At 70.2% G+C, this 11,667-nt stretch carries 12 protein-coding genes and 1 pseudogene; 7 read left to right on the top strand and 6 right to left on the bottom strand.

The window, feature by feature from the left end; all coding sequences use genetic code 11:
* A pseudogene (locus GT030_RS10500) lies at positions 1-357 on the bottom strand (aminopeptidase N); the annotation flags it as partial.
* A 140-nt stretch (positions 358-497) separates the two neighbouring features.
* Between GT030_RS10500 and GT030_RS10495 the strand changes: the two are divergent.
* Positions 498-1,160: a DsbA family protein gene (locus GT030_RS10495; protein WP_161200860.1), complete on the top strand. Its 663-nt coding sequence runs from the start codon at positions 498-500 to the stop codon at positions 1,158-1,160.
* Positions 1,161-1,282: 122 nt separating this feature from the next.
* Here the strand turns inward: GT030_RS10495 and GT030_RS10490 are convergent, their stop codons facing one another.
* Both GT030_RS10490 and GT030_RS10485 read right to left on the bottom strand, forming a co-directional pair.
* Positions 1,283-1,930: a superoxide dismutase gene (locus GT030_RS10490; RefSeq protein WP_161200859.1), complete on the bottom strand. Its 648-nt coding sequence runs from the start codon at positions 1,928-1,930 to the stop codon at positions 1,283-1,285.
* A 132-nt stretch (positions 1,931-2,062) separates the two neighbouring features.
* Positions 2,063-3,445 carry an amino acid permease gene (locus tag GT030_RS10485; RefSeq protein WP_161200858.1) on the bottom strand — a complete coding sequence of 461 codons (1,383 nt, stop codon included), beginning with the start codon at positions 3,443-3,445 and terminating at the stop codon, positions 2,063-2,065.
* Positions 3,446-3,755: 310 nt separating this feature from the next.
* Between GT030_RS10485 and GT030_RS10480 the strand changes: the two genes are divergently transcribed.
* Positions 3,756-4,334 carry a biotin transporter BioY gene (locus GT030_RS10480; protein WP_161200857.1) on the top strand — a complete coding sequence of 193 codons (579 nt, stop codon included), beginning with the start codon at positions 3,756-3,758 and terminating at the stop codon, positions 4,332-4,334.
* Positions 4,335-4,412: 78 nt separating this feature from the next.
* On the opposite strand, the gene GT030_RS10475 is transcribed toward GT030_RS10480, so the two are convergent.
* Positions 4,413-4,754, bottom strand: a complete 342-nt coding sequence (locus GT030_RS10475; RefSeq protein ID WP_161200074.1) for an alpha/beta hydrolase — start codon at positions 4,752-4,754, stop codon at positions 4,413-4,415.
* Between the two features lie 82 nt (positions 4,755-4,836).
* Positions 4,837-6,261: an amino acid permease gene (locus tag GT030_RS10470; protein WP_237522215.1), complete on the bottom strand. Its 1,425-nt coding sequence runs from the start codon at positions 6,259-6,261 to the stop codon at positions 4,837-4,839.
* Between the two features lie 245 nt (positions 6,262-6,506).
* On the opposite strand from GT030_RS10470, the gene GT030_RS10465 reads away from it, so the two are divergent.
* From GT030_RS10465 to GT030_RS10450, 4 genes are all read left to right on the top strand, one after another.
* Entirely contained in the window at positions 6,507-6,992 is a 486-nt protein-coding gene (locus GT030_RS10465) for a ribose-5-phosphate isomerase (protein WP_161200075.1), read from the top strand.
* A gap of 67 nt (positions 6,993-7,059) precedes the next feature.
* Positions 7,060-7,869 carry a DNA-formamidopyrimidine glycosylase family protein gene (locus GT030_RS10460; protein WP_161200076.1) on the top strand — a complete coding sequence of 270 codons (810 nt, stop codon included), beginning with the start codon at positions 7,060-7,062 and terminating at the stop codon, positions 7,867-7,869.
* Positions 7,870-8,108: 239 nt separating this feature from the next.
* Positions 8,109-9,281 (top strand): PP2C family protein-serine/threonine phosphatase, encoded by a 1,173-nt coding sequence (locus GT030_RS10455; RefSeq protein WP_161200077.1) that lies wholly within the window; start codon positions 8,109-8,111, stop codon positions 9,279-9,281.
* A gap of 22 nt (positions 9,282-9,303) precedes the next feature.
* A complete protein-coding gene (locus tag GT030_RS10450; protein WP_161200078.1) occupies positions 9,304-9,756 on the top strand; it encodes an HD domain-containing protein in 453 nt (150 codons plus the stop codon).
* Positions 9,757-9,766: 10 nt separating this feature from the next.
* On the opposite strand, the gene GT030_RS10445 is transcribed toward GT030_RS10450, so the two are convergent.
* Complete coding sequence (locus GT030_RS10445; protein WP_237522216.1) at positions 9,767-10,912, bottom strand: acyltransferase family protein; 1,146 nt, start codon at positions 10,910-10,912, stop codon at positions 9,767-9,769.
* A 453-nt stretch (positions 10,913-11,365) separates the two neighbouring features.
* On the opposite strand from GT030_RS10445, the gene GT030_RS10440 reads away from it, so the two are divergent.
* The gene (locus GT030_RS10440) at positions 11,366-11,560 is read left to right on the top strand and encodes a hypothetical protein (protein WP_030814126.1); all 195 of its coding nucleotides are present in this window, start codon (positions 11,366-11,368) and stop codon (positions 11,558-11,560) included.
* Positions 11,561-11,667 lie beyond the last annotated feature (107 nt).

Below are 11,667 nucleotides of genomic sequence, written 5' to 3'. Positions count from 1 at the left end.
GAAGCGGTGCATGCCCTCGCCGGTGCGGGAGTAGGCGCACTGGGCGTCCACGATCAGCTCGTTGTCGGCGGCCAGGTCCTCCAGCGCGATCCGGGTGCCGTCGAACACCTCGCCGGGGTCGAGGTCGCGGCCGTTGAGGGAGACCGCGGTCACGCTCGGCGCGATCAGGTCGGCGAAGCTCGTCGCGCCCGGCTCGGCGCAGCGGAAGCGGACGGTGGTCACCGAGCGGAAGGTCCGCGGCTCGTCGTCGGACTCGCCCACGGCGGAGCGCAGGTCCAGCGCCACGTCGTACCCGTCGACGGACAGCAGGGCGGCCCGCTCACGGGCCTCGTCACGGGACAGATTCTCACCGGGCACGGGCGGCACTCCCTTGTGGTCGCATGATGTGGGGCACTGAACGGCACGATCCTGCCACGCGGCCCTGACCGGCGGCATCGGGGAATTGCGCGGCCGAAGGCGCTGTTGCCGCTGGGAAAGACCTTCTTGCGAGGAGAGACATGTCCGAGACCGCGACCACGTCGGGCAAGACCCCGGTGGACTTCTGGTTCGATCCGCTCTGCCCCTGGGCCTGGATGACCTCCCGCTGGGTGCTGGAGGTGGAGAAGGTCCGGGACATCGAGGTGCGCTGGCACATCATGAGCCTCGCCGTCCTCAACGAGGACCGCATCGACGAGCTGCCCGAGGAGTACCGGGAGATGCTCGCCACCAAGGCGTGGCAGCCGGTCCGGGTGGTCACCGCCGCCTGGCAGAAGCACGGCGCGGACGTGCTCGGCCCGTTCTACACCGCGCTCGGCACCCGTATCCACAACGAGGGCGAGGGCCCGAGCCGCGAGGCCGTCGTGGCCGCGCTCGACGAGGTCGGCCTGCCCGCGGATCTGATCGAGTACTTCGACCAGACCGACTTCGAGTTCGACGCCGAGCTGCGCGCCTCCCACAAGGAGGGCATCGAGAAGGTCGGCCAGGACGTGGGCACCCCGGTCATCGCGGTCCCCGGCCCGGACGGCGAGCAGATCGCCTTCTTCGGACCCGTGGTCACCCCGGCCCCCAAGGGCGAGGAGGCGGCCCGGCTGTGGGACGGCACCCTCGCGGTCGCCTCGGTGCCGGGCTTCTACGAGCTGAAGCGCACCCGCACGGCCGGCCCGGACTTCAGCAACCTCTAGCCCCCGCGTGAAGAAGCCCCCCGCGAGTCACGTCCTCGCGGGGGGCTTCCTTCATCCGCCCGCCGGGTGAAGGTTGAGAAGACGATCACGAGGCGGGACGCTCGGGGAACTTCCGAGGGGCCTCAGGGGGTCAGCAGCAGCACGTCCGCGCGGGACTTGGCCGCCGTGTAGCGCCGGGCCACGTCCTGCCAGTTCACGACCTGCCACATCGCCTCGATGAAGTCCACCTTCTGGTTCTTGTACTGCAGGTAGAAGGCGTGCTCCCAGGCGTCGAAGACCAGCACCGGCGTCGAGCCCTGGCCGACGTTGCCCTGGTGGTCGTAGACCTGCTCCACGATCAGCCGGCCGCTCAGCGGCTCGTACGCCAGCACGCCCCAGCCGGAGCCCTGGGTGGTGGCCGACGCCTTGGTCAACTGGGCCTTGAAGGCCGCGAAGGAGCCGAACGACTCCTTGATCGCGTCCGCCAGCTCGCCCACGCCGTCCTGCTCCAGCGGCTCGCCGCCGCCGTCCTTCGGGCCGGTCATGTTCTGCCAGTAGATGCTGTGCAGGATGTGGCCGGAGAGGTGGAAGGCGAGGTTCTTCTCCAGGCCGTTCACCGAGCCCCAGGCGTCCCTGTCCCGCGCCTCGGCGAGCTGCTCCAGGGTGTCGTTGGCGCCCTTCACATAGGCCGCGTGGTGCTTGTCGTGGTGCAGCTCGATGATCTCGGGGCTGATGACGGGCGCGAGCGCGGCGTAGTCGTAGGGCAGTTCGGGCAGCGTGTAGACGGACATGGACGGGTCCCCTCCGAGCCTTATTGCAACTTACTTGCAACTACACGCTAGCAACAAAAGGCTGCTCGCGGGCAAGGGGGTACGAAGAAGGCCCCCACGTGTCGTGCACGTGGGGGCCTTCGTCACGGGGACTCAGCTGCGGGTGCGCCCCCGCTGCCAGAGGTAACCGCCCGCCGCCAGGGCCAGGGTCAGGCCGCCGGTGGAGCAGAGCTGGACGCGGGTGTCGGGCTGCCGGGCCATCAGGACCAGGATCACCACCATGCCCAGCAGCGCGGCCCAGGTCAGCCACGGGAACGCCCACATCCGTACGGCGGGCGGCGCGTCACCGGCGCGCTCGGCACGGCGGCGCAGCAGGAGCTGGGAGGCCCCGACGAACATCCAGACCACCAGGATGACCGCGCCGATCATGTTCAGCAGCCACATGAAGACGTCGTCCGGGCGCCAGTAGCTCAGCAGCACGCAGCCGAAGCCGAACACCGACGAGACCAGGACCGCGATCCGGGGCACCCCGCCGGACACCTTCGCCAGCACCTTCGGGCCGAGACCCCGCTGGACCAGGGAGTGCAGCATGCGCGAGGAGCCGTAGATGTTGGCGTTCATCGCGGAGAGCAGGGCGGCCAGCACCACGACGTCCATCACACGGCCGGCGCCGGGGATGCCGAGGGTGTCCAGGGCGGCGACGTACGGGCCGCGCTCCACGACCTCCTTCGAGTCCCACGGGACCAGGGTGACGACGACGGCCATCGAGCCGATGTAGAACAGCGCGATCCGCCACATCGTGGTGCGCACCGCGCTCGCCACGCCCCGCACCGGGTCCTCGGACTCGGCGGCAGCGATGGTGACCGTCTCCAGGCCGCCGTACGCGAACACCGACGCGAGCAGGCCGAGGACCAGGCCCTCGCCGCCGTTGGGCAGGAAGTCGGTGAGGTGGGAGGCGCCGGGGGAGTGGGTGCCGGGCAGCACGCCCACGATGGCCAGCACGCCCAGCAGCAGGAACGCGCAGATCGCGGCGACCTTCAGGGCGGCGAACCAGAACTCGAACTCGCCGAAGTTCTTCACCGCGGTCAGGTTGGCGCCGCAGAAGATCAGCATGAACAGCGCGACCCAGGCCCACTGCGGGGTGCCGGGCAGCCAGCCGCTGACGATCTTTCCGGCGCCGATGCCCTCCAGACCGACCACCGTGCACTGCATGACCCAGAACGACCAGCCGACCGTGAACCCGGCCCACGGTCCGATCGCCCGCTCGGCGTGCGCGGAGAACGAACCGGAGGAGGGATAAGCCGACGACAGCTCGCCCAGCATCCGCATCACCAGCAGGACCAGCAGGCCGGAGAGGGTGTAGGCGACGACGATGGAGGGGCCCGCCGCGGCGATGCCGGCGCCGGAGCCGACGAACAGGCCCGCGCCGATCACCCCGCCGAGGGCGATCATGGAGAGATGGCGCTGTTTGAGGCCCGAGGAGAGCGGGACGCCCTGCTTCTGCTCCTGGGGCGCTTGCGTGGTGGTGCTGGGCATCGGCGCGGCTCGTCCAGTGCGGTAGGCGGGTAAAAACTCCCCCAGTCTGGGTGAAGCCGGCCGGAGGGTACGGGGAGTGTCCGGTATGCGGACACCCCGCTTACGGAATGCTTACGTCCGTTTACCGTTCGACGGGGGGGGGTCGGTGACCGGTGTCACGCCGGTTCCGGTGTAAGCCGCATCCTTTGTGCGAAGCCCACCAAGCCCCTGTTCACGCCTTTGTCGAGCACAGACGGTGATCGGCGCAGGAGGGCCGGTATAGCGTCACGGTGTTGTCCCCTGCCCCTGCCCACAGACCCGCGGAGTCCCCATGAGCACCGCCAGCGTCACCGCTCGGCCCGGCGTCGTCCTCGCCGACCTCCTTCCCTCCTCGCGCGTGCGCGACGCCGCCCTCGTGCTCGGTGGCGCGGCGCTCACCGGTCTCGCGGCCCAGATCGCGGTGCCGGTGCCCGGTTCGCCGGTGCCGGTGACGGGACAGACCTTCGCCGCGCTGCTGGTCGGTACGACGCTCGGCGCCCGCCGCGGCTTCGCCGCCCTCGCGCTGTACGCCGTCGCGGGCCTCGCCGGTGTGCCGTGGTTCGCCCAGGGCGGCTCCGGCACCTCCGTCTCCTTCGGCTACGTCCTCGGCATGCTCCTCGCCGCCGCGGCCGTCGGAGCCCTCGCCCGCCGGGGCGCCGACCGCTCCCCGCTCCGCATGGCCGGCACGATGCTCCTCGGCGAGGCCATCATCTACGCGGTGGGCGTCCCCTACCTCGCCTTCGCCGCCCACATGTCCGCCACGGCGGCGATCGCGGCGGGCCTCACCCCCTTCCTCATCGGCGACGCCCTGAAGGCGGCGCTGGCCATGGGCGTCCTCCCCACGGCGTGGAAGCTGACGGACAAGAGCTGACCCTCACGGCACAAGGCCCGCCTCCTCCACGAAGAGAGGAGGCGGGCCTTCGCCGTTGCCGGCCGATCCCTCGCCCCGCTACCGACCGGCGGACGGGCCGCCCGGAAACTCCGTCACCACTGCCGTGAACGCCTCTGGTGCCTCCCGGTGGATCAGATGGCCCACGGGGATCGTGCGCAGCCGGGCGTCCGGGATCAGGCGGGCCAACTCGGTGACGCTCTCCCGGGGGACGTGGCTCCGGGGGCCGCCGGCCAGGATCAGGGTCCGGGCGGTGATGCCACCGAGCGCCGCCGCCCAGGCGGCGGGCGGGGTGTCGATCTGCCGGCGGACGGCGAGCACCAGCGGCGGACCCTCCGGCGGCCCCCACACCCGGTAGGCGAGCCGTACCCCTCCTACACCGACGAATCGCCGCGTCACCATGCCGGAAGGGTAGAGGGCGACGCGGCGAAGCCCGGTGCCGCGAGGGGGTCTCCTCGGGGCACCGGGCTTCGGCGGGCGGGTGTCAGACGGTCGGGACCTTCTCCGGGTCCTCCGTCGCCGGGATCTCCGGCTGGGTCTTCTTCGCCGTCAGCGACTGCTTGACGAAGGCGATGATCAGGACGACGGCAGCCACCATCAGGGACAGCAGGACCGTTTCGCGGCCGTCGTGTTCCGTGTCGGTCAGCATGTAGCCGAGGACGAAGACGATGAGGGCGGCCGTGGCCCAGGTGAGGTACGGGTAGAGCCACATCTTGACGACGAGCTTCTCCGGCGCCTCCCGCTGGATGATCTTCCGCATCCGGAGCTGCGAGAAGCAGATGACCAGCCACACGAACAGCGCGACCGCGCCGCTGGAGTTGACCAGGAAGAGGAAGACCGAGTCGGGGAACTTGTAGTTGAAGAACACCGCGACGAAGCCGAACAGCACCGAGGCCAGGATCGCGGCCATCGGCACACCGCGGGAGTTGGTCTTCGCGAACGCCTTGGGCGCGTCCCCCCGCTCACCGAGCGAGAACGCCATGCGGGACGCGGTGTACAGGCCCGAGTTCAGGCAGGACAGCACCGAGGTCAGCACGATGAAGTTCATGATCTCACCGGCGTGCGCGATACCCAGCGAGTTCAGCGCGGCGACGTAGGAACCGTCGGTCTTGATCGACGGGTCGTTCCACGGCAGCAGCGAGACCACGACGAGGATCGAGCCCAGGTAGAACACCGCGATGCGCCAGATGATGCTGTTGGTCGACTTGGTGACCGCACGCTGCGGGTTCTCCGACTCACCGGCCGCCAGCGTGGCGATCTCGCTGCCCATGAAGGAGAAGACGACCAGCAGCACACCGGTGAGGATCGCGCCCGGCCCGTGCGGCAGGAAGCCCCCGTGCGCGGTGAGGTTGGACAGGCCCGCCTTGTCGCTGTGGACACCCGGCAGCACACCGAAGATCGCCAGCACGCCGACCACGATGAACGCGCCGATCGCGACGACCTTGATCCCGGCGAACCAGAACTCGAACTCACCGTAGGAGCCCACCGAGACCAGGTTGGTCGCCGTGAGCACCAGCATGACGATCAGCGCCCAGCCCCACTGCGGGACGGCCGGTATCCAGCCCTCCAGGATCTTCGCACCGGCCGTCGCCTCGACGGCGAGCACCACGACCCAGAAGAACCAGTACAGCCAGCCGATGGAGAACCCGGCCCAGCGGCCGAGCGCACGGTCGGCGTGCGCGGAGAAGGACCCGGAGGTCGGGTTGGCCGCGGACATCTCGCCCAGCATCCGCATCACGAGGACGACGAGCGTGCCGACGAGGGCGTAGGACAGCAGGATGCCGGGGCCCGCCGTGGCGATACCCGTACTGGAGCCGACGAAAAGGCCGGCACCGATCACACCACCGATGGCGATCATCGAAAGGTGACGGTTCTTGAGACCTGCTTGCAGCCCGGAACCATGGGACATGGACGGAATTCCTTTGCGCCAGGTGGAGCGGTTCCCGTACGGACGGCGAGAAAGTCGTACGTCGTCGTACGGGGCCTCGCACGAGCGGTGTACGAGGCGGTCCAGTGAATCTGAGGGGAACCAATTCGGGAACCTCTGAATCCGGATTGTTACCTGAGGTTCGCTTGAGGTTCTATGGCCCGTCTCACATATCCCCGATCGAACCCGGAGCTGCTGCCCGGAATCGGGCGTGACACACTCGGTGCATGCGCGTGTATCTCGGCTCCGACCATGCGGGCTACGAACTCAAGAACCACCTCGTCGAGTGGCTGAAGGCGGCGGGGCACGAGCCCGTCGACTGCGGGCCGCACATCTACGACGCCCAGGACGACTACCCGCCCTTCTGCCTCCGGGCCGCCGAGCGCACCGTCGCGGACCCCGGCTCCCTCGGCATCGTGATCGGCGGCTCCGGCAACGGCGAGCAGATCGCCGCCAACAAGGTGAAGGGGGTGCGCGCCGCCCTCGCCTGGAGCGAGGAGACCGCCGCGCTCGGCCGCGAGCACAACGACGCCAACGTCATCGCCGTCGGCGCCCGGCAGCACACCGAGGACGAGGCGACCAAGTTCGTCGAGATCTTCCTGGGCACCCCGTTCTCCGGCGAAGAGCGCCACGTCCGCCGCATCGACATGCTCACGGAGTACGAGAACACCGGCGACCTCCCGCCCATCCCGGCGCACCACCCCCAGCAGTAACGCGGTACCGCCCCCGCCGCCCGGAACGCGGCGGGGGCTCTCGCAGACCCAGGAAGGACGCCCGGCCGTGCCAGAAGGGCACACGATCCACCGGCTGGCGCGGGACTACGCCGAACGCTTCGCCGGCACCGCCCCGCTGGTGACCAGCCCCCAGGGCAAGTTCACCGACGCCGCCGAGCTGCTGACCGGCGCCGGGCTGACCACCACCGACGCCCACGGCAAGCACCTCTTCCTCGGCTTCCGCGACAGCGACTGGGTCCACATCCACCTCGGCCTCTTCGGCAAGGTCGCCTTCGGCCCGGCCCCGGCGCCCCCGCCGGCCGACACCGTCCGGCTCCGCCTCGCCCACGACACCGCGTACGCCGACCTGCGCGGCCCGGCCACCTGCGCGCTGATCACCGACAGCGAGAAGAGGGCCGTCCACGCCCGCCTCGGCCCCGACCCGCTGCGCCCCGACGCCGACCCGGCCGCCGCCTGGGAGCGGATCACGCGCAGCCGCACCTCGATCGCCGCCCTGCTGATGGACCAGAAGGTCATCGCGGGCGTCGGCAACGTCTACCGCGCCGAGGTCCTCTTCCGGCACGGCATCGACCCCTACCGCGCCGGCCGCGACCTCGGCAGGGCCGAGTGGGACGCGATCTGGGCCGACCTGGTGGCCCTGATGGGCGAGGGCGTACGCCTCAACCGCATCGACACCGTCCGCCCCGAGCACACCCCCGAGGCGATGGGCCGCCCGCCCCGCGTCGACGATCACGGCGGCGAGGTCTACGTCTACCGTCGGGCCACCCTGCCCTGTCACCTCTGCGGCACCGAGATCCGCACCGCCGGGCTCGCCGCCCGCAACCTCTTCTGGTGCCCCGCCTGCCAGCTCCGCTGACCTCGTGCGCCCCGTGCGCATCCGTGAACCGGTCGTGCGCCCCGTTATGTCCTGCCAGGAAGCGCAGCCCGCCGCCCGGGAGGGCGGGGAATTTCCGCCGGGTGGCAGCGCGGATGGCCTCACGTGCCGTTCACTGTGTAGTCGGACCGCGTGGTCGAAACGCGAAGTGAGCCCCGCACGGGGGACAAGTGGGACCTCCCGTGCCATGCGGCCGGCTGGATGGATAGGGTCCCGAACTGATGGCAGCAGGACGAGAACGGCGCGCGAAGGCCGAGACGTTCACGGCCCGGTGGAAGATGCAGTGGCACCGGGTCCGCGTCGCGCTGCGCAGAAGCGCGGTCGACTACTTCCGCGGCGACGGCCCCGACTGGATCGCCCTGGTCGGCCTGCTCCTCACCATTCCCGCGCTCATGGCCCTCACACTGGCCAACTCCGTCTGGTGCTCCCCGGCCACCCTGGTCATCCCGATCGTCGCGGGCGGCCTGGTGCTGCGCCCCGCCAGCCTGCTCGGGCTGTACGCCACGGCCGCCGCCGCCCTCATCGTGGAGTCGGTGCGGCTCGGCCCGTACACCGAGGGACCCTCCAGGGTCACCCCCGGCATCGTGCTGGTCGTCGCCGCCTGCGGGTTCTTCGGGCTGCTGACCGCGCAGTTCCGCAGCCGGGTCGGCGTGCCCTGGCGGCGCGGCGGCACCATGCTCTTCGACCTCCGCGAACGCATCCGCGCCCAGAGCGAGTTGCCCAAGCTGCCGAGAGGCTGGCACCAGGAGATGGCGCTGCGCCCGGCGGGCGGCCAGTCCTTCTCCGGTGACTTCGTCGTCGCCGCCCGCACCAACGGCGGCCGCACCCTGGAGGTCGTCCTCACCGACGTCTCCGGCAAGGGCATGGACGCCGGTTCCCGTGCCCTGCTGCTGTCCGGCGCCTTCGGCGGCCTGCTCGGCTCGCTGCCCCCGCACTCCTTCCTGCCCGCCGCCAACGGCTATCTGCTCCGCCAGGACTGGGACGAGGGCTTCGCCACCTCCATCCACCTGGTGCTCGACCTCGACTCCGGCGACTACGAGCTGTACTCCGCGGGCCACCCGCCGGGCCTCCAGCTCAGCGCGGGCACCGGCCGCTGGGAGGAGAAGGCCACCGAGGGCCCGCTCCTGGGCGTGTACGACGGGGGGCAGTTCGACTCCACGAAGGGCACCCTGAGACCCGGAGACGTCCTGATGCTCTTCACCGACGGGCTGGTGGAAGCCTCCGACCGGGACATCGCCGAGGGCATCGACCGCCTCACCGGTGAGGCCGACCGCTATGTCGCCGGCGGCTTCCACGGCGCCGCCTGGCACCTCATCGAGGCCGTCGCCAAGGACGTCAACGACGACCGCGCGCTGCTGCTGATCTGCCGCGAGTCATCCGCGCCCGTCCGCTGAACCCCGGTGCGAGACTGGGCCGATGACTCCGCTCACCCTGGCCCTGGTCGAGGACCTCGCCCGCCGCGCCCACGCCGGCCAGACCGACAAGGCGGGCCGCCCGTACGCCGAACATCTGGCGGCCGTCGCCGAGGGGGTGCGGGTACGCGGGGGCGACGAGGAGCAGATCGCGGCGGCCTGGCTGCACGACGCCGTCGAGGACGACGCGCTCAGCGAGGAGTGGCTCGACGGCGCCGCCCTCACCCCGCGCACCAAGGCCATCGTGCTCGCCCTCACCAAACGCCCCGGCGAGCCGCCCGAGGAGTACGCCCGCCGCATCCTCGCCACGCCGGGCGCCGCCCTGGTCAAGCACGCCGACCTCGCCCACAACGCCGACCCGGCCCGCCTCGCGGTCCTGGACGAGCCGACCCGCACGCGACTGGCCGAGAAGTACACGCGGATGCGCGCGCTTCTCGGCCGGCCGGAAGGGGAGTAGGGGAAGGGCGCTACACGCTCGCCTTCTCCCGTACGGGCTGCTTCGGCCCGCCGTGCTGACGTTCCCGCGCCTGCTGGGCGGGGTCCTGCCTGAACGCCCACTCCATCTTCGGCTCCATCACGCACCGGAACACCCGGCGTACCGGAGCCGTGCAGAGCAGGGTGACGACGGTGACCGCGAAGGAGGTCACCAGCAGCGCGCCGAGCGGGCTGTGCAGCCAGTGGGCGTCGTACCAGCCCTCCCAGCGGGTGTACTTGAGGACGAAGCCGTGCAGCAGATAGCCGCAGATCGTGCCCGCGCCCAGCGAGGTGAACCACATCCGGCGCCCCGGCACCCAGGCCAGGAAGCAGGCCGTCAGCACCACCGAGCAGGCGAACAGGGCCAGGGTCATCAGCGGGCCGGTCCACCACGGGGCGCCCATCTCCTGGGCGGCGTCCCGGCGGTAGAACCAGCCGAAGTCGATGTGCGGCACCACGAGCCACGCGGCGGCCAGCGCACCCGCGACGACCGGCACCGAGGCGACGCGCATCGCCCGCGTCCGCACCATCCGGAAGTGCTCGGGCTTCAGGCACAGCCCCAGCACGAAGCAGGGCAGGAACTGCAACAGGCGCTGGAAGTCCAGGTCGTTGCTGATCGCGGGGGAGACGGTCGCCAGCATGGCGATCGCCAGGGCGAGCGGCAGCGGCCACCGCACCACCTTCCACAGCGGGGTCGTCAGCCGCCATACGAACAGCGCCGCCAGGAACCAGGACAGGAAGTACGGGTCGAGCAGGGTGATCCCCCTCTCGCCGTCCTGGCCGAAGTGGTCGCGGAAGAGGGAGTAGGCCGTCTCGAAGACGACGTACGGCACGGCGACACCGGTGATCAGCCGCTTCAACCGGTCCCGGCGCATGTCGAAACTGCGCGAGAAGTAGCCGGAGATGATGACGAACGCCGGCATGTGGAAGGTGTACACGAATATGTACAGCGACCGCAGGATGCGGTTGTCCGCGTACAGCGCCTCCCACGAGTGCCCCATCGCCACCAGCACGATCGCCAGGTACTTGGCGTTGTCGAAGAACGAGTCGCGCCGCTTCGCGGATCTCTCCGGCACCGGCTGGGCAGCCGGGGGCGCCGGCTCGCGGGTCTGACCGGGGGACGGGGAGGCGTCGAACATCTCAGGCACCCTAGCCTCGCGTGTGTGAGTCCGTAAAACCATCGAGGTCATTCACGTTTATCGGCTTCGGGTACCCGGTAAATCGCACAACTTGCCTGCGGGGCCACGGTGATGACGGGCACAATAGGGCCGTTTCTTTGCCCCTCGATGTCCCGATTCATCCATCCTAATTGGGTCATGTCGACCGGCCCCGGCTCAATTCGAATTACCCGCCCCGACGGCCTGCACGGCGATGTGTGGGTATGGAAATGATGTTGGGCAATTACCGTCCCCATCACCCCTGGTCGGGAGGGTAATTGGCGCGCGGCGCATGCCCCGCGCCGGAACGGCCGGCCGACGATGTGTCACTGGCCGCATACAGAGGGCTGGTTGGTGGCACGATGGTTCTGGCGGAGGTGTGCTGCACGGTGCCTCCAGGCCGGGAGAGCGAACCGACCGAGGGTGTGATCAGTTGTGGCCATTTCACTGTCCGTGGTGCTGCTGTTGGCGATCATCCTGGTGGTGTTGATGCGAGGAGGGAACATCAAGGCCGGCCCGGCCATCGTGGCCATCCTCTTCGGCTTCTTCCTCGCCTCCACCGGGATGGCGCCCTCCATCAGCCGCTTCCTCAACTCGATAGCGGAGATGGTCAACTCCATCAGCTTCTGAGGCCGCGCGAACGACTCAGGGGCCCGGCGCCGCCGTGACGGCAGCCGGGCCCCTGAGTCGTGTGGAGCGGGCGACGGGAATCGAACCCGCGTAGCTAGTTTGGAAGA

Source organism: Streptomyces sp. SID1328, from assembly GCF_009865595.1.
Taxonomy (GTDB): domain Bacteria; phylum Actinomycetota; class Actinomycetes; order Streptomycetales; family Streptomycetaceae; genus Streptomyces; species Streptomyces griseoluteus.
Note: the sequence above shows the minus strand (reverse complement) of the source record. Positions and strands in the feature narration are given on the sequence as shown.